16 protein-coding genes and 2 pseudogenes are annotated in these 16,781 nt (G+C 67.6%); 10 read left to right on the top strand and 8 right to left on the bottom strand.

The window, feature by feature from the left end:
• Positions 1–701: 701 nt before the first annotated feature.
• The 3 genes and pseudogenes from PIB19_RS18590 to PIB19_RS18580 form a co-directional block, all read right to left on the bottom strand.
• Positions 702–1,220: pseudogene (locus tag PIB19_RS18590) on the bottom strand (TonB-dependent receptor plug domain-containing protein); the annotation flags it as partial.
• A gap of 244 nt (positions 1,221–1,464) precedes the next feature.
• Positions 1,465–2,199: a histidine utilization repressor gene (gene hutC / locus PIB19_RS18585; protein ID WP_271238522.1), complete on the bottom strand. Its 735-nt coding sequence runs from the start codon at positions 2,197–2,199 to the stop codon at positions 1,465–1,467.
• Complete coding sequence (locus PIB19_RS18580) at positions 2,196–3,563, bottom strand: formimidoylglutamate deiminase (RefSeq protein WP_271238521.1); 1,368 nt, start codon at positions 3,561–3,563, stop codon at positions 2,196–2,198. Before PIB19_RS18580 ends, hutC begins: the two co-directional genes overlap by 4 nt.
• A 94-nt stretch (positions 3,564–3,657) precedes the next feature.
• Here PIB19_RS18580 and hutI point away from each other — a divergent pair, with 94 nt between their 5' ends.
• The 5 genes and pseudogenes from hutI (at position 3,658) to PIB19_RS18555 (ending at position 10,241) form a co-directional block, all read left to right on the top strand.
• Positions 3,658–4,860 (top strand): imidazolonepropionase, encoded by a 1,203-nt coding sequence (hutI, locus tag PIB19_RS18575; protein WP_271238520.1) that lies wholly within the window; start codon positions 3,658–3,660, stop codon positions 4,858–4,860.
• On the top strand, positions 4,857–6,395 hold the full coding sequence (hutH, locus tag PIB19_RS18570) for a histidine ammonia-lyase (RefSeq protein ID WP_271238519.1): 1,539 nt from the start codon (positions 4,857–4,859) through the stop codon (positions 6,393–6,395). The genes hutI and hutH overlap by 4 nt, the downstream gene beginning before the upstream one ends.
• Positions 6,388–7,208 (top strand): annotated as a pseudogene (gene hutG / locus PIB19_RS18565) (N-formylglutamate deformylase). The gene hutH and the pseudogene hutG overlap by 8 nt, the downstream one beginning before the upstream one ends.
• Positions 7,205–8,875, top strand: a complete 1,671-nt coding sequence (hutU, locus tag PIB19_RS18560; RefSeq protein ID WP_271238518.1) for a urocanate hydratase — start codon at positions 7,205–7,207, stop codon at positions 8,873–8,875. Before hutG ends, hutU begins: the two are co-directional and overlap by 4 nt.
• Positions 8,876–8,945: 70 nt before the next feature.
• Positions 8,946–10,241: a hypothetical protein gene (locus tag PIB19_RS18555; RefSeq protein WP_271238517.1), complete on the top strand. Its 1,296-nt coding sequence runs from the start codon at positions 8,946–8,948 to the stop codon at positions 10,239–10,241.
• On the opposite strand, the gene PIB19_RS18550 is transcribed toward PIB19_RS18555, so the two are convergent.
• Genes PIB19_RS18550 through PIB19_RS18530 form a run of 5 tightly spaced genes read right to left on the bottom strand, consistent with a single transcriptional unit; the run spans position 10,180 to position 13,146 of the window.
• Positions 10,180–11,085, bottom strand: a complete 906-nt coding sequence (locus PIB19_RS18550; protein WP_271238516.1) for a sensor histidine kinase — start codon at positions 11,083–11,085, stop codon at positions 10,180–10,182. The genes PIB19_RS18555 and PIB19_RS18550 overlap by 62 nt on opposite strands.
• A 22-nt stretch (positions 11,086–11,107) precedes the next feature.
• Positions 11,108–11,560 carry a hypothetical protein gene (locus tag PIB19_RS18545; RefSeq protein ID WP_271238515.1) on the bottom strand — a complete coding sequence of 151 codons (453 nt, stop codon included), beginning with the start codon at positions 11,558–11,560 and terminating at the stop codon, positions 11,108–11,110.
• Positions 11,557–12,243, bottom strand: coding sequence for a winged helix-turn-helix domain-containing protein (locus PIB19_RS18540; protein WP_271238514.1), 687 nt, complete (start codon positions 12,241–12,243; stop codon positions 11,557–11,559). Before PIB19_RS18540 ends, PIB19_RS18545 begins: the two co-directional genes overlap by 4 nt.
• Before the next feature lie 4 nt (positions 12,244–12,247).
• Positions 12,248–12,601: a PDZ domain-containing protein gene (locus tag PIB19_RS18535; RefSeq protein ID WP_271238513.1), complete on the bottom strand. Its 354-nt coding sequence runs from the start codon at positions 12,599–12,601 to the stop codon at positions 12,248–12,250.
• Positions 12,602–12,606: 5 nt separating this feature from the next.
• Positions 12,607–13,146, bottom strand: a complete 540-nt coding sequence (locus tag PIB19_RS18530) for a DUF1003 domain-containing protein (RefSeq protein ID WP_271238512.1) — start codon at positions 13,144–13,146, stop codon at positions 12,607–12,609.
• Between the two features lie 147 nt (positions 13,147–13,293).
• Here PIB19_RS18530 and PIB19_RS18525 point away from each other — a divergent pair, with 147 nt between their 5' ends.
• The 5 genes from PIB19_RS18525 to PIB19_RS23185 all read left to right on the top strand — a co-directional run bounded on the left by PIB19_RS18525 (position 13,294) and on the right by PIB19_RS23185 (position 16,708).
• Entirely contained in the window at positions 13,294–13,638 is a 345-nt protein-coding gene (locus tag PIB19_RS18525; protein ID WP_271238511.1) for a hypothetical protein, read from the top strand.
• A 277-nt stretch (positions 13,639–13,915) separates the two neighbouring features.
• Positions 13,916–14,182: a DUF2147 domain-containing protein gene (locus tag PIB19_RS23200; protein ID WP_336297184.1), complete on the top strand. Its 267-nt coding sequence runs from the start codon at positions 13,916–13,918 to the stop codon at positions 14,180–14,182.
• Positions 14,179–15,315 (top strand): hypothetical protein, encoded by a 1,137-nt coding sequence (locus tag PIB19_RS23195; protein ID WP_336297183.1) that lies wholly within the window; start codon positions 14,179–14,181, stop codon positions 15,313–15,315. The genes PIB19_RS23200 and PIB19_RS23195 overlap by 4 nt, the downstream gene beginning before the upstream one ends.
• Positions 15,252–15,848 carry a hypothetical protein gene (locus PIB19_RS23190; RefSeq protein WP_336297182.1) on the top strand — a complete coding sequence of 199 codons (597 nt, stop codon included), beginning with the start codon at positions 15,252–15,254 and terminating at the stop codon, positions 15,846–15,848. The genes PIB19_RS23195 and PIB19_RS23190 overlap by 64 nt, the downstream gene beginning before the upstream one ends.
• Positions 15,815–16,708, top strand: a complete 894-nt coding sequence (locus tag PIB19_RS23185; RefSeq protein ID WP_336297181.1) for a phosphatidylglycerol lysyltransferase domain-containing protein — start codon at positions 15,815–15,817, stop codon at positions 16,706–16,708. Before PIB19_RS23190 ends, PIB19_RS23185 begins: the two co-directional genes overlap by 34 nt.
• Positions 16,709–16,781: the final 73 nt, after the last annotated feature.

The raw sequence follows: 16,781 nt of genomic DNA, 5'->3' as shown, positions 1-16,781 counted from the left end.
TCGGCGCGCGTTGCCTTGGCGTAAACGGTCAACTGGTCGTTCACGCGGAAATCGAGCCGCGCATCGATCGAGTAGCGCTCGTCGGTCTGCGTGTTCATGAAGTTGCGGACCAGCGACGGAGTCGCGTCGTTCCACTGGTTTAGACAGGTTTGCTGCTCCACCGTCCGCTGCTGGACTCGTGCCGCGGTCGTGGCGTTGCCCGCCGTTTGCAGAGGGAGATACGGAAAGATCGAGAGGCACTGAGCCTTGCTGGTCGCGCCGGCGGCGAGCGTCACCAATTCGCGCGGGGTGAGCGTGGTGCCGTCAGGCGCGGTGCTGTTGGCGAAAGCAACGTCCGCAGCGTCGGTCCCGACCGTCGCCGGATTGAAACTGAACGTCTTTTCGGCTGAATTGTCGAAGTCGAAGAGGCGCGCAAAACCACGGTTGTTGGAAGTCGTCTGCTCATAGCCATGGCCGTCGTTCTGGATCTTGGAATAGGTGCCGCTGACGATCACGCCGAGCCGATCGTTCAAGAACTTGTGCGCGGCGACGGCGTTGAAGTCGGGGGTCCAGTCCCTGCCGAGCGAATTCTGTCCGGCGCCGGCGCGGAGCGAGAAATAAGGCTTTTTGAAATCAAGGCCGGTGCGGGTCTTGATCTGAACGGTTCCGCCCAGCGAGCCCTCGGTCATGTCGGCGGTCGAACCCTTGACCACGTCGACGCTCTTGATCAATTCGGCTGGAAGCTCCCGCAGATCCGCGCTGCGGCTCGCCCCGAGCGCGAGCGCCGTGGTGCTCTGCACGCCGATTCCGTCGAGCTCGACCCGCGTGAGATCGGGGCCATTGCCGCGCACGGTGACGCTGTCGCCTTCGCCGAACTCGTTGCGGCCGAGCGCGACGCCCGGAATGCGCGAGATCGCTTCGTTGACGTTGCGGTCGGGGAAGGAGCCGACGTCATCGGCAACGATCGAGTCGGTCGCCGTCCTGGCGTTCTTCTTGCGATTGTTGGCCGATTGCTGGCTGGCGCGCGAGCCGACGACGATGATCGTCTCTTCGCTCTCGGGGGGACGATGTCTTCGGGTGAAGGCGCCACCTGTCCGCCTGCCAGGGGCGCGGTCTGCGCCATTGCCTGCCCGCCACAGATCAGCGCCAGTCCCAGCACCGTCCAGGACGCGGTCGCGCCGATGCGGACGCGCAGATTCGATCGATTCGACATGATTTTCCCCTCTCCCACCGTTGTTCACGCCGCCGTCCGGAGCGAGTCTCAGTTTGTTGTTGTCCCCGCGACCGGACGCATTTTGTGGGGTTCCGGAGGCTGCCCCTCCTGTTCTCCCACAATATGGAACGTGACTTCAGCTTTTAGAATTACCATTTTTTCCTCCGACGCAAGCCAATCGTCAGACCAATCGGATAAAAGCGAGCCCACAGAGGGAAATGGGGCGTCTGTCCCGCTGCGAGACGGCGCCGGACAACCTCTCGGGACGGCGATCAATCGCCGAGCGGACCCCTCGCCGCCTGCGACGCGAAACGGGCGGTCAGGTCGAAATTGTCGCCGTGGAAGACCGTGCGCACATAGGTGATCGATTCCTTCTCGCGCCAGGTCCAGCGCTCGAGCACTAGGCAGGGCTTGCCCGCAGGTACTTCGAGTAAGGCCGCATCGTCGCCTGCCGGCGCGGCGGTGATGCGGTGTTCCGCTTCGGTCCAGGGAACATGCGCCAGCAGCCAGCTTCCCGGCGGGATCGTGGAGAAATCGGCCTCGCGCGCCGCGGGCACGGCGGCGAGGTTGATCAGCCGCGCCTCGACTGCATACGGCCGACCGTCGGCGAGATGCACGCACTGGAGCGACAGCAACTTGCCGTGCGGCGGCAGGCGCAGCAACGCGCCGCTCGCGCCGTCTGCATCCAGATCGGCTTGACCAACCAGCCGCAGCGCATAAGCGTGGCCGCGCTGCTCGATCTCCTCGCGAATATCGGGAATCTGCAGCGCCGCCATATGGATCCGCGGCCGGGTGACGAACGACCCGCGCCGGCGCTGGCGCGAGATCAGCCCCGCGCCGGCCAGCGCCGACAGTGCCTTGTTCACCGTCATGCGCGAGCAGCCATATTCCGCCATCAGCTCGTGCTCGAACGGAATGCGATCACCGGGCCGCAGCGCGCCTGACATGATCCGGCTTTCGATCGCGTTGTGGATGGTCTGGTAGAGCGGGCGGGTCTGGACGGTCATCGTCCGGCGATCCCCAGCCCCGCGAGCGCCCGTACGTAGCGCGCCACTACTATGTCGCGCGCGACATGCCGTCCGCCCTTCACCCATTGCCGCCCGCCGCGCCACACGCCGTCGATCATTCCCCGGCTGTCGGCGAAGACGAACGCGTCGAGCAGCGCATCGCCGGCGCGGCCCGCCAGCGTCGGATGTCCGCGATCGAGCGTAACGAAGTCCGCGCGCGCGCCGGGCGCGAGGTCGTGGCTATCCATCCCCAGCGCCTGTGCCCCAGCCTTGCCCACCGCGTCGAACAACGTCCGTCCGGTCGATGGGCGGGCCGGACTCGACAGCAGATTGCGCTCCCGCCGCGCCAGCCGCTGCGAATATTCGAGGCTGCGCAGTTCCTGTGCCATGTCGATCAGCACATTCGAATCGGAACCCACTCCGAAGCGCCCGCCCGCCGCGACGAAATCCGTGGCGGGGAAGATGCCGTCGCCCAGATTGGCCTCGGTGACCGGGCAAAGCCCCGCCACGGCGCTGCTCCGCGCGATCCCCTCGAGCTCCGCCATGGTGACGTGCGTCGCGTGGACGAGGCACCAGCGCGGATCCACCGGCGCATATTCGAGCAGCCATTCGACCGGGCGCCGGCCATGGTGGCACAGGCAATCCTCGACCTCGCCGGTCTGCTCGGCGATGTGGATATGCACCGGGCCGTCGCCACCGATCTCGACTGCGGCCGCAAGCCCCTCGGGCGTCACTGCGCGCAGGCTGTGCGGCGCGACGCCGACCCGCGCGTCCGGAAGGCCCGCCACCGCACGCCGCGATGCCTCGACCAGCCGGGCATAGCCACGGACATCATGGACGAAGCGCCGCTGCTCGGGCCGGGGCGCCGCGCCACCGAAGCCCGACGCCATGTAGAGCACCGGCAACAAGGTGAGCCCGATGCCCGTCTCCAACGCCGCCGCCGCCAGCCGCGCGCCCATCTCCGCCGGATCGGCAAAGGGGGCACCGTGGATGTCGTGATGGATATAGTGGAACTCGCCGACCCGGACGAAGCCTGCCTCGAGCATCTCGACGAAAGCGAGCGCGGCGATCGCCTCGAGCTCGTCGGGGCCGATCGCATTGGCGAAGCGGTACATTACATCGCGCCACGTCCAGAAGCTGTCCGCAGCCGGCCCCCGCCGTTCGGCCATGCCCGCCATGCCGCGCTGGAAGGCATGGCTGTGGAGATTGGCGATGCCCGGCAGCGCTACGCCGTGCCGCTCATCTCCCGGCTCGGGTGCGACCCCGGGCGTCAGCGCGAGGATGCTCCCATTCTCGGCCGTCATCCGTACGCGCTCGGCCCATCCGTCCGGCAGCAACGCAGTCTCGAACCACCAGCCTTGCATCGCCGCCCTTCCACATCGTGTCATGGACAAATGTATAGACATTTCCGGCAACATCCTAGAGGATCGATCGCAGTCGCTTCGAGGAGGTCATTGCGTGCGCGTCGAGCAGCTGTGGAGCAACGCCAGACTGGCCACGCTGCGCGGAGAGGGCCTCGGCGTAGTGGAGGACGGCCTGATCGCCGCGACCGACGGCCATATCGTCTATGCCGGCCCCCGCGGCGACGCCCCGATGCTCGATGCCGAAACCATCCATGATTGCGAAGGCCGCTGGATCACGCCCGGACTGATCGATTGCCACACGCACCTCGTTTTTGCCGGCAATCGTGCGCGCGAGTTCGAGCTGCGGCTGGCGGGGGCGAGCTACGAGGAGATCGCCCGCGCGGGCGGCGGCATCGTCTCGACCATGGCCGCCACGCGTGCCGCCAGCGAGGAGGAACTGGTCTCCGCCGCATTGCCCCGGCTCGATGCGATGCTGGCCGAGGGCGTGACCACGATCGAGATCAAATCGGGCTACGGCCTGTCCGAAGCCGACGAATGCAAGATACTGCGCGCCGCCCGCGCGCTGGGCGAACGGCGCGCAGTGAACGTCACCACCACGTTCCTTGGCGCGCACGCCGTACCGGGCGAGTTCAAGGGCGATGCCGACGGCTATATCGAGCGGGTCTGCGAAGCGATGATCCCCGCGGTCGCCGCCGCTGGCCTCGCGGACGCAGTCGATGCGTTCTGCGAAGGAATCGGCTTCAGCCCCGATCAGGTCCGCCGCGTGTTCGGGGCCGCCCGCGCCAACGGCCTGCCGGTGAAGCTCCATGCCGAGCAGCTCTCCAACCTTCACGGCGCGGCGCTCGCGGCCGAGTTCGGCGCGCTCTCCGCCGATCATCTCGAGCATCTCGACGAAGCCGGCGTCGCGGCGATGGCGCGCGCCGGCACCGTCGCGGTGCTGCTGCCCGGCGCCTTTTTCTTCACCCGCGAGACCCGCCTTCCCCCGGTCGAGGCGCTCCGTCGTGCCGGCGTGCCGATCGCCATTGCCACCGACTGCAATCCCGGCACTTCGCCGCTCACTTCGCCGCTGCTGGCGATGAACATGGCTGCGACCCTGTTCCGCCTGACCGTCGACGAATGCATCGCCGGCATGACCCGCGAGGCAGCACGCGCGCTGGGCCGGCTGGACAGGGTCGGCACGCTCGAGCCCGGCAAAAGCTGCGATCTCGCCATCTGGGACATCGAGGAGCCGGCCGAGCTCGTCTACCGCATGGGGTTCAACCCGCTCCATGCCCGCATCTTTGGAGGACAGGTATGATCACGCTCGAACCCGGCGCGGTGCCGCTCGAGCAATGGCGCGCCATCTATCGCGGCGGCGAGGCGCGGCTCGACTCCGCCTGCCGCGAGGGCGTCCAGCGCGCCGCCGACACCATCGCCCGGATCGCTGCAGGCGATCATGCAGTGTACGGCGTCAACACCGGCTTCGGCCTGCTCGCCAGCATCCGCATCGAACCCGCCGATCTCGACGCGCTCCAGCGCAACCTCGTTCTCTCGCATGCCGCGGGCGTCGGCGATCCGATGCCCCGCCCCGTGCTGCGGCTGATGATGGCGCTCAAGCTCGCGAGCCTCGCCCGCGGTGCATCGGGCGTGCGGCTCGACACGCTCGACCTGCTCGAGGCGATGCTGGCGCGCGATCTGCTGCCGGTGGTCCCGGCACAAGGCTCGGTCGGCGCATCGGGCGACCTCGCCCCGCTCGCGCACATGACCGCGGCGATGATCGGCACCGGCGAGATCGACACGCCCACCGGCCGTCTTCCCGCCGAACAGGCGTTGCGCGACGCTGGCCTGGTCCCGCTCACCCTCGGTCCCAAGGAAGGCCTTGCGCTGCTCAACGGCACGCAATTCTCGACTGCCTATGCGCTCGCCGGACTGTTCGAGGCCGAGGCATTGTTTGCCGCCGCATTGGTCTCGGGGGCGCTCTCCACCGAAGCCGCCAAGGGCTCCGACACGCCCTTCGACCCGCGCATCCACGATCTGCGCGGCCATCGCGGCCAGAAGGAAGTCGCGGCGATGCTCCGCGCGATGATGCACGGATCGCCGCTCCGCGCTTCGCACCGCGAAGACGACAAGCGCGTGCAGGACCCCTATTGCCTGCGCTGCCAGCCGCAGGTGATGGGCGCCGCGCTGGATCTGCTCCGCCAGGCCGCGACGACGCTGGGCACCGAGGCCAACAGCGTCTCGGACAATCCGCTGGTCTTCACCGATACCGACGAAGTCCTTTCGGGCGGCAATTTCCACGCCGAGCCGGTCGCCTTCGCCGCCGACATGATCGCTATGGCCCTGTGCGAGATCGGCTCGCTCTCCGAACGCCGGCTGGCGATGCTGGTCGATCCGGCGTTGTCGGGCCTCCCCGCCTTCCTCACTCCGCGCCCGGGGCTCAATTCGGGCTTCATGATTCCCCAAGTCACCGCGGCCGCTCTGGTCTCCGAAAACAAGCAGCGCGCCTTCCCTGCCAGCGTCGATTCGATCCCGACCTCGGCCAATCAGGAGGATCATGTCTCGATGGCAGCGCACGGCGCCCGACGGTTGACAGCGATGGCCGACAATACGGGTAACGTCATCGCAATCGAGCTGCTCGCCGCCGCGCAGGGCTATGACTTCCACGCGCCCGTCCGCAGCAGCGAAGCGATCGCGGCGGTCCACCGGACAGTGCGTGCCACCGTGCCGCATCTGGATGAAGATCGCTATTTTCACCCCGACATCGCCGCCGCCGCGCAGATCGTCCGCGCGGGCATCTTGCGCGAGATCGCCGAAAGCCACGCCATCCCCGTGCCGTCGGTGACGAATGGCTGATCCCGACTGGCTGACCATCCGCCGCGGCAATGCGCCTTTGGTGCTCGGCATGCCGCACACCGGCACGCACATTCCCGACGACCTGCTCCCCGCTTCGTCTCGCCATGGCGCGCCCGGAAAGACGCCGACTGGTGGATCGACCGGCTCTACGCCTTCGCCGCCGATCTCGACGCGACGATCGTCCGGACCGCGGTCTCGCGCAGCGTCATCGACGTGAACCGCGATCCCTCCGGCGCCTCGCTCTATCCGGGCCAGACGACCACCGAGTTGTGCCCCACCACCACCTTCGACGGCGAACCGCTCTATTTGCCCGGCCACGAGCCCGATGAAGCCGAGATCGCCCGGCGCCGCGACCGCTGGCTGCTGCCGTATCACGCCGCGCTCACCGCCGAACTCGCCCTGCTGCGCGAACGGCACGGCCGCGTCGTCCTCTACGACTGCCATTCGATCCGCAGCCATGTCCCACGCCTGTTCGACGGCGAGCTGCCCCAGTTCAACATCGGCACCAACAATGGCGTGACCTGCGATCCCGCACTCGAAGCAGCGGTCGAGCGCGCCTGCGCCGCCACCGCCCGCTCGCTGGTGGTCAACGGCAGGTTCCGCGGCGGCTACACCACACGCCATCACGGCCGTCCGGAAACCGGCGTGCACGCGATCCAGATGGAACTCGCCTGCCGCGGCTATCTCGACGAGCCCGATCTTCCTGACGAGACCAACTGGCCGACGCCCTTCGACCCGGCCCGCGCCGCACCGCTCGTGGCTGATCTCCACGCCATCCTCACTGCCTGTCTCGATTGGAAGGCCACCGCATGACCACGCGCCGCGACAACAGCCGCAGCATCCGCGCGCCGCACGGCACCGAGCTGACCGCCAGGAGCTGGCTCACCGAAGCGCCGCTCCGCATGCTGATGAACAATCTCGACCCGGACGTCGCCGAGAAGCCGGAGGAGCTGATCGTCTATGGCGGCATCGGCCGTGCCGCGCGCGACTGGGAGAGCTATGACGCGATCGTCGCGAGCCTGCGCCGGCTGGAGGACGACCAGACCCTGCTCATCCAGTCGGGCAAGCCGGTCGGCATCTTCCGCACCCATGCCGACGCGCCGCGCGTGCTGCTCGCCAACTCCAACCTCGTGCCGCACTGGGCGAACTGGCAGCATTTCAACGAGCTCGATCGCAAGGGCCTGATGATGTACGGCCAGATGACCGCGGGCAGCTGGATCTATATCGGCAGCCAGGGGATCGTTCAGGGCACCTACGAGACCTTCGCCGAGATGGGCCGCCAGCATTTCGGCGGCAGCCTGAAAGGCCGCTGGATCCTCACCGCGGGCCTTGGCGGGATGGGCGGCGCGCAGCCGCTTGCCGCGACGATGGCCGGGGCCTCGTGCATCGCCGTCGAATGCCAGCCGTCGCGGATCGAGATGCGGCTCAAGACCGGCTATCTCGATGCGCAGGCGAACAGCATCGAAGAGGCGCTGGCGATCGTCGCGGAAGCGCACAAAGCCGGCAATGCCGTCTCGGTCGGGCTGCTCGGCAACGCCGCGGAAGTGTATCCCGAGATGGTCCGCCGCGGCATCCGCCCCGACGCGGTGACCGATCAGACCTCGGCACACGATCCGCGCAACGGCTATCTGCCGCTCGGCTGGTCGCTCGACCAATGGGAGAGCGCCCGCAGCGACGATCCCGAGATGCTCGACAAGGCCGCCCGCGCCTCGATGGCGATCCATGTCCGCGCGATGCTCGATTTCCACGCAATGGGCATCCCCACGGTCGATTACGGCAACAACATCCGCCAGATGGCGTTCGAGGAAGGCGTCACCGACGCGTTCGACTTCCCCGGCTTCGTGCCGGCGTACATCCGCCCGCTCTTCTGCCGCGGCGTGGGCCCGTTCCGCTGGGTCGCGCTGTCGGGCGATCCCGAGGACATCTGGAAGACCGACGCCAAGGTGAAGGAGCTGCTTCCCGACAATGCGCATCTCCACAACTGGCTCGACATGGCGCGCGAACGGATCCATTTCCAGGGCCTCCCCGCACGGATCTGCTGGGTCGGCCTGGGCGATCGCCACCGCCTCGGTCTCGCCTTCAACGAAATGGTCGCCTCGGGTGAGCTCAAGGCGCCGATCGTGATCGGCCGCGATCATCTCGACAGCGGCTCGGTCGCCTCGCCCAACCGCGAGACCGAGAAGATGCAGGACGGCTCCGATGCGGTCTCGGACTGGCCGCTGCTCAACGCCCTGCTCAACACCGCCAGCGGCGCGACCTGGGTGTCGCTCCATCACGGCGGCGGCGTCGGCATGGGCTTTTCCCAGCATTCGGGAATGGTGATCGTCTGCGACGGCACACCCGACGCTGCCCGCCGGATCGAACGCGTGCTGTGGAACGATCCCGCCACCGGCGTCATGCGCCACGCCGATGCGGGCTACGAAATCGCAGTCGATTGCGCGCGCGAGCAAGGGCTCGATTTGCCCGGCATCCTCGGCTGATCGAATACGGGAGCGCGATGCCATCCTCTATGGCTTTGCGGCCGATCACCGCCGCCCTATAGCCGCGCCTATGAATCTCGCCGGGATCCTGCGTTCGCAGCTGATATTGCTCGCGGCGGTGATCACCCAGCCCGCGGCGGCGCAGTTGGTGCAAACGCGCGAGGCGGCGCTGGTGCAGGACGCGGGCGAATATGCCCGCCTCTATGGCGTGCCGCAGCAGGAGGCGCTTCGCCGCCTTCGCGCGCAGCAGGACAGCGTCGCCACGACGGACGCGATCGCCCGCCGCTATCGGGACCGGCTCGCCGGCATTTCGGTCCAGCATCGCCCCGATTACCGATACGTGGTCTATCTGACGGGGGATGAGCCGGTGGCGGAGATGCACTTCCGCACCGGCGGCACGACTGTGCCGATCGTCTTCCGGACGGGCGCCAAGGCCAGCCGCGACCGTGTGATCTGGGCGATCACTTATCATCAGGCCGCGATCCGCGCCGCGCTGTCGAGCCCGCCGGCCATGGGCCTCGATCCGCGGTCCGGCGAGCTGGTCGTCATCCTCGGCAACGCGGTCGCCGCGGCGGACGGCGGCGCCGCGGCGATCGACGCCAGGCTCGAAAAGCTGACCGGCGTGCCCGTCCAGGTCCGAATTCTCGAGCGCACCGACCGGAATCTCGATCTCCATGGTGGCGGGCGCCTCGACGGGATCAGCCCGGCCGACGGCAAGCACTATCGATGCACGACCGGCTTCGCGGTGACGGACGGCGTGCGCAGCGGCATCACCACGGCCGCCCATTGCCTTGACGACATGACCTATTACGATCCGCAGCGACGGCCGACGCCGCTCAGCTTCGTCGGCCAATGGGGCTGGGGCTATCATGACGTGCAGATCCACGCCGGTGCCGCGCCCGAGCGGCCGCTGATCTATTCGGACACGGCACGCACGATTGAACGGCCGGTCGAAATGCAGCGCAGCAAGCCCAGCACCCGCGCAGGCGACTTCGTCTGCCATCGCGGCGAGAGCAGCGGCTACAGCTGCGCCGAAGTGGAGCTTCTCGACTTCGCGCCCGCCGGTGACCTGTGCGGCGGCGCCTGCCTGCCGACATGGGTCACCGTCGCGGGTCCCGGCTGCAAGGGCGGAGACAGCGGCGGGCCTGTGTTCAGCGGAACCACTGCCTTCGGGATTGTCAAAGGCGCGAGCTATCGCCGTGACGGTTCCTGCGCCTTCTATTTCTACATGTCGCTCGACTATCTGCCGGCGCCGTGGTCGTTGCTCGTCGACACCGCCGCTGTCCCGTCACGCCCCGGTTCGGTCATCGCCCGTTCGAGCGCCCGCTCCCCGGAGACTCGGGAAGCGCCCGAAGCTCGACCGTGACGGCAAGGCCGGGTCCGCTGTTGCCCAGCTCGACGCTACCACCGTGCAGATGTGCCACCGCCTGAACCAGCGACAGGCCAAGGCCGGCCCCCGATCCGCCACGCGCCGCATCGAGTCTCCCGAAACGACGAAGCGCTTCGCCGTACAGCGCGGGCGGTATGCCCGTTCCCTGATCGGACACGGTAATGAGGACGTGATCGCCTTCGACGGCGAGCTTCAGCGTGATCGCGCCGTCCCCATATTTGATCGCATTGTCGACGAGGTTGCCCATGGCCTGGGCAAGCAGCTCGCGATGCACGCGCCAACGGGCAACCGCCGGCGCATCGACCAGGATCGCCCGGCCATGATCCTCGACGAGCGGCGCATAGATCTCCGCCATCGTCGCCAGCAGCGCGGCAAGGTCGACTTCGGCGAAACTCTCGCGGCCGATGCCACCCTCGGCGCGGCTGATGCTGAGCGCGGTTTCCACCAGCGCGAGCAGGCGATCGCCTTCGGCCATTGCTCGGTCCGCCGCTTCCCGGGTGGCCGGTTCGCTTGCTTCGCTCGCCACATGCTCCAGAGCGACGCGGAGCCGGGTCAGCGGTGACTTCAGGTCGTGCGCCAGCCCGTCGGTGGCGATCTTGAGTTCCGAGATCAGCGACGTGACGCGATCGAGCGAGTGATTGACCTCTTCTCCCAGGACACTGAACGCATCGCCGGACCGATCCTCCGGCACTCTCCGGCCCAGATCGCCGTCACGTAGTCCCTGAAGAGTCGTGATCGTGCCCTCCAAGCGGGCCGTGATCAGGCGCGCCGCCAACCAGGCCGCCAGCGCGGCCATCATCAGTGCGAGCGCGAGCGCCAATGCGCTGGTTTCCCCAGAAGATCTAGAAGCTGACGCTCGCTTTCCACCCCGATACCGGTGAGGAGCCGCTCCCCGCCGGGTAAGCGGGTAACTCGCACCAGCATCGTCTCGGGCGCGACATGCCCCACGCGGTAGAGCTGAATCTCGGCATAATCGTTCGCCGCGGGCACGCTGGGGGCCAGTCGCCGAGATTGCCGGCCAACCTGCGTCCCGCGCGGTCGATGAGGAGCGTCACGCCGTTGCGAGTGATCGCCTCGGTCTTGCGCAATTCGATCTGGCGCGCGAGCGCCGGGGTTCCGCCGCGGGTATAGGTTGCGAGCATCTCCCCGCGAATGGTTTCCGCTGTCGCTGCCGCATCGGAGTCGCTGCGTGCGCGCAACACGGCGCCCACTGCAGCAAGCAGGATCGCCGCTGCGATGACCTGGCCGAGGAAGACGAGCGCCGCGAACCGAAAGGTCGTCGAACGCCAGGTCACGGCACTGCGCCGAGCCGGTATCCCGCCCCTCTCACGGTGTGCAGCAATGGCCGGACGGCGCCTTCATCGACCTTCTTGCGCAACCGGCTGAGATGGACATCCACCACATTGGTGCCCGGATCGAAGTGATAGTCCCACACGCCTTCGAGAAGCATGGTACGCGTCACCACCTGATCGACATGGCGCAGCAGGAATTCGAGCAGCCTGAATTCGCGTGGCTGAAGCTCGATGGTCCGCCCGCCGCGGCGCACCCGCCGCGCGAGGAGGTCCATTTCGAGATCGTCGCAGCGCAGCACCGTCTCCGGCGCAGCGGCTGCCGCACCGCGCCGGATCAGCAGGCGAATGCGCGCCAGGAGCTCGGCGAAGGCGAACGGCTTGCCGAGATAGTCGTCCGATCCGCTGGTCAGGCCCTTGACCCGGTCCTCGGCGGAGCCCAGCGCTGACAGCACGATGACAGGCGTCTCCACGCCCGCGCTGCGCAGCGCCGCGAGCACTGCCATTCCGTCCAGTCCGGGCAGCATCCTGTCGAGCACGATGCAGGCATAGGTGCCGTCCGTCGCGTGAAAGAGTCCGTCGCGACCATTGTCGGCGCGATCGACCACGAAGCCTTCCTCCGCCAGGCCCTTGGCGATGTATTGCGCGGTCGCTTCATCGTCCTCGACGACCAGGATCTTGTGCCCCACCTGCTCAGCTCCGATGCGACGTGACGGTCAGCGCGACCGTGCGGCCGCCGCGGCGTACTTGCAAGCTTACCCGGTGATGCGCCGCGAATGCCTTTTCGACATCGCGCGTCGAGCGGGGGCGCCGGCTGTCGACAACATCTATCCGGTCGCCGACCCGCAGGCCCGCTTGCTCGGCCTCTCCGCCCGAGCGCAGGCTGTCGACGAGAAGCGGCCCGCCGGCGGACATCGGCGCCATCGTGGCTCCGAACGGATCTTCCCCACCGACATAGTGGTGCCTGGCGATATCCCGCGACATCCATATCGCGGCGAGCCCGGCCAGGATGACGATGCCGAGTGCAAGCGACCGCAGGCGTCGCATGCCCCTCATCGCCCGGATTCCGGTGGAAGCCGCCGCCGCATCTCTTCCAGAATCTCATCGAGCCGCTGGGCCACGACAAGATCGATCTTCTCGTGCAGCCGCAACATCTCGAGCTCGCAGCGCAGATTGACTTCATAATCGAGGCTGGCGGCGACCCGGTCCTTCGCTGCCTGGCGGTTCTGGCTCATCATGATCACGGGTGCCTGGACGGCAGCCAGCGTGGAAAGCATCAGATTGAGGAAGATGAAGGGATAGGGATCGAAGGCGAGTCCCCAATGCTGCAGCACATCCGAGTTGAGCAGCATCCAGCCGAACAGCACGACCGCAAAGGCGATGATGAAGCCCCAGGAGCCGCCTACCGAGGCGACCCGGTCCGCCAGCCGATCGCCGAAGGTCGCGATCTGATCCGCAGCGTCGGCCGCGTCGCGCGCGCCGGGGCGGCGCTCGTGCATCTTTGCGAGCACGCGTCGTTCCTCGGGGCCGAGCGCCGCGGGATCCTTGCCGATCAAGCGGTCCGCGAGCGCGAGGAAATGGTTGCTGGCCATGATGCGCGTCTCCTTGTGCGTGGAGAAACTAGCCCGGGGCGCCTGTCGTCCGGGTTGGGAACGGATGAATTTTTGCTCATCTTCCCTTCAGCACGCGGTTCGGCGCGCTGGGCTAGCGGAAGCCAAACCAGAAGGAGCGCGTCCGCGATGAACGATCCTCCGGCCCGGAGACCCAGCCCCCGCGCGCTCGACGAACGGACCTGCCAGCTGATCTGTCCGATCGCGGCGGCGATGGTGGGGGTTTGCCTCACCGGCATCAGCCTTTTGCGCGTCGCGACGGCAATGCGCAGGCAGGGCACGATCGCCGACGATCTGCTTTCGCTGGACGCTCTTCTGTTCCTCTCGGCGACGCTCGCATCCTATTTCGCGCTGCGCGTCCAGTCGCGCAAGCGCCTCCACTGGCTCGAGCGCATCGCCGACCGGACATTCATCGCGGCGATGCTGCTCCTCACCCTCGCCTGCTTCGTGATCACTTATGCCCTCAGCCGCTAGGCTCGAAGCGGCCGGCGCGCCGATCGGCGCAACATTACCGATTCTTCAGGGAACGCTGAACTCGCGGCAATCCGCACGCGGATATTGCTCGGCTCCCGATTGGAGCAGAGCGCATGCACAAGGCAAGGTTCACGACTGCGTTGATAGCGCTGGCAAGTTTAGTCACGGCACCCGCACTGGCGGCCACCCGGCCCGCGGGTTCGCCGCAGGGCCTGTGGCTCAATCCGCACGGATCGGTGGCGGTACGCACCGGCCCGTGCGGCGACAAATTGTGCGGATGGATCGTCTGGGCGCGCGCCGATGCGCAAAGGACGCGAAGGAGAGCGGCGTCGATCGGCTGATCGGCACCGAGCTCCTCGAAAATTATCAGGCTGACGGCGCATCGAGCTGGTCCGGCACCGTCTTCGTGCCCGACATGGGACGGCACTTCTCCTCCGAGATCAATGCACTCCCGGGCGATCGGCTGAAGATCAAGGGGTGCATCCTCGGCGGACTCATCTGCAAGTCGCAGATCTGGAGCCACATCGATCGACTGCCGCAATGAACCGCCTGCGCCTCCTGTTCGGGCGATATCGCCGGCAGGTCACCATCGCATTGGTGCTCGTCCTGATCGCGCTCGGCTTCGTCGCGCTCGAAACGCTGACCAGCGAAATCCACTTCGCCGATGTTCGCGCGGCCGCGCACGCACTCACGACGGGCCAGATCGCACTCGCACTCGCGCTGACCGCCGGCAGCTATCTGGCGCTCACCTTCTACGACGTACTGGCCCTCAGGGTGATCGACAGGCCGCTCCCATGGCGGACCGCGGCGCTGGCCTCTTTCACCAGCTATACGCTCAGTCACAATCTCGGGCTTTCGCTGCTGACCGGCGGGTCGGCGCGGTACCGCGTCTATGCGGCCGCGGGGCTGGACGGGATGGATGTCGCGCGGGTAGTCGCGATCGCGGGCGCCACTTTCTGGACAGGCGTCACCGTAGTCGCCGGCGTAGCTTTGCTCAGCCATGCGGGGCCGGTGACGATCGCCTCCCTGACGCTCGACTCCGCGCAGACGCATCTGGCCGGCGCCGTCCTCCTCATCGTGATGGCGGCGCTGGTGACGACCGCGGGCCTCCTCCGCCCCTTGTCGATTTTCGGCTTCGTCCTGCCGGCGCCGCGTCCGTCCCAGCTGGCGGCCCAGATCGGCATCGCGCTGGTCGACATCGCATGCGCGAGCGCGGCGCTGCTGGTGCTGATCCCCGGTGCCGGTCCGGCGATGCTTCCGGCCTTCATCCTCGCCTGGTCGCTCGCCGTCGTCGCGTCGGTGCTCACGCACGTGCCCGGCGGTATCGGCGTGTTCGAGGCGATCGTCCTGGCGGCGTTGCCCGGGGATCGGGCGACGCTCTTCGCCGCCCTGATCGCCTATCGCTTCATCTATTATCTGCTGCCCCTTGGCGTAGCGGTGCTGCTGCTCGCCTGGAACGAGGGGTTCGGCATCGCCATATGGGCCGGCTGCTCGCGAGCGCGCAATCCTTCGCCAACGGCGTATCGCCGCTGGTGCTCAGCGCCGCGACTTTCCTCGGCGGCGGGATGCTGTTGCTCTCGGGTTCGCTGCCGGCGATCCACGCGCGGATGGGCATGCTGGCAGGCATCCTGCCTCTCCCCTTCATCGAAGCGAGTCATGTCGCCGCAAGCCTCGTAGGCACTGGCCTCCTGCTGCTTGCGCCCGGACTTTACCGGCGGCTCGACGGTGCCTTCCACGCCACGCGCCTGCTCCTGCTGGCGGGTGCCGCCTTCTCGCTCGCCAAGGGGATCGATTATGAGGAGGCCGTCATCTGCCTCGCCCTCGCCGGCTTGCTGCAATGGACGCGCGGAGCGTTCTACCGGCGCACGGCCCTGACCCAGCAGCCCCTTACCGCGGGCTGGCTGGCTTCGGTGGCGGTCGTGGTCGCACTGGCGGTCTGGGCCGGGCTCTTCGCCTATCGGAACATTGCCTATGCCGACCAGCTCTGGTGGCACTTCGCCCTCCACGGAGATGCACCGCGGTTTCTGCGCGCGACGGTCGGGAGCGGCGTGGTGCTGGCAGGTGCGGCGATCTGGCGGCTCCTGTCGCCGGCAGCCGCCCCGCCGGCGGGGCATCACCCGATGAAGACAAAGCGGCTATCCGCGCCATTCTCCGCTCGACTACGCGCACCGAGGCGATGCTCGCGCTCACCGGGGACAAGCGCTTCCTGATTTCCCGGGAACGCGATGCGTTTCTCATGTACCAGGTCGAGGGCGGAAGCTGGATCGTGATGGGCGATCCCATCGGAGCGCCCCAGGCATGGGCCGAATTGCTCTGGACGCTGCGCGACCTTGCCGATCGCCAGCAGGGACGCATCCTGCTGTACGAAGTGTCGCCGGCGGCGCTCGATCTGGCGATCGGTCTCGGCCTGCAGATCATCAAATATGGCGAGGAGGCGATCGTCGACCTCGCCGATTTCGCGCTGGATACGCCGCGGCTGCGCAATGCCCGTCGTTCGGAGCGCGCCGCCGCCAAAGCGGGCGCGCGGTTCCACATCGTTCCCGCCGCTGCCGTGCCGGTCGTCCTCGATGAGCTCGAGAGGATCTCGGACGAGTGGATCCGCAGCAAGGGACATCGCGAGAAGAGCTTCAGCCTCGGCCGGTTCGACCGCGACTATCTATGCAACTTCGATGTCGGGCTCGTCACGATCGAGGGGCGTATCGTCGCCTTCGCCAACCTCTGGCTGACCGAAGGCAAGCAGGAAGCGTCGGTCGATCTGATGCGGCACCGCGACGATGCGCCGACGGGAACGATGGACTTCCTGTTCGTGAACCTGATCCAATGGGCAAGAGAGCGCGGATACCGGCGTTTCACGCTGGGCATGGCGCCGCTCGCCGGGATCGACGGCCACCGGCTCGCGCCTGCCTGGGCAAAGGTCGCCGCGCTCGTATTCCGCCACGGCGAACGCTTTTACGGCTTTCGCGGCCTGCACGGATACAAGGAGAAGTTCGCGCCGGTCTGGGAGCCGCGCTACGTGGCCGGGCCGCGCGGCCTCGGCCTGATACAGGCGCTGCGCGACCTTCTCGCCTGATCGGCCGCGAAGGCGCCGGGCCGACGCCCCCGCTCCTGTCCCGGCCTCCGCTCCCGTGCCGGCAATCGCGCCC

It is taken from the genome of Sphingomonas sp. 7/4-4 (assembly GCF_027941955.1).
Taxonomy (GTDB): Bacteria; Pseudomonadota; Alphaproteobacteria; order Sphingomonadales; family Sphingomonadaceae; genus Sphingomonas.
This window is presented reverse-complemented; position numbering and strand designations above follow the sequence as displayed.

Coding starts and splice junctions, on each gene's coding strand:
- hutC (WP_271238522.1), bottom strand. CDS start 2,199: ATGACCGTCCAGACCCGCCCGCTCTACCAGACCATCCACAACGCGATC.
- PIB19_RS18580 (WP_271238521.1), bottom strand. CDS start 3,563: ATGCAAGGCTGGTGGTTCGAGACTGCGTTGCTGCCGGACGGATGGGCC.
- hutH (WP_271238519.1), top strand. CDS start 4,857: ATGATCACGCTCGAACCCGGCGCGGTGCCGCTCGAGCAATGGCGCGCC.
- hutU (WP_271238518.1), top strand. CDS start 7,205: ATGACCACGCGCCGCGACAACAGCCGCAGCATCCGCGCGCCGCACGGC.
- PIB19_RS18555 (WP_271238517.1), top strand. CDS start 8,946: ATGAATCTCGCCGGGATCCTGCGTTCGCAGCTGATATTGCTCGCGGCG.
- PIB19_RS18535 (WP_271238513.1), bottom strand. CDS start 12,601: ATGCGACGCCTGCGGTCGCTTGCACTCGGCATCGTCATCCTGGCCGGG.
- PIB19_RS18530 (WP_271238512.1), bottom strand. CDS start 13,146: ATGGCCAGCAACCATTTCCTCGCGCTCGCGGACCGCTTGATCGGCAAG.
- PIB19_RS18525 (WP_271238511.1), top strand. CDS start 13,294: ATGAACGATCCTCCGGCCCGGAGACCCAGCCCCCGCGCGCTCGACGAA.
- PIB19_RS23200 (WP_336297184.1), top strand. CDS start 13,916: ATGGATCGTCTGGGCGCGCGCCGATGCGCAAAGGACGCGAAGGAGAGC.
- PIB19_RS23195 (WP_336297183.1), top strand. CDS start 14,179: ATGAACCGCCTGCGCCTCCTGTTCGGGCGATATCGCCGGCAGGTCACC.
- PIB19_RS23190 (WP_336297182.1), top strand. CDS start 15,252: ATGCTGGCAGGCATCCTGCCTCTCCCCTTCATCGAAGCGAGTCATGTC.
- PIB19_RS23185 (WP_336297181.1), top strand. CDS start 15,815: ATGCTCGCGCTCACCGGGGACAAGCGCTTCCTGATTTCCCGGGAACGC.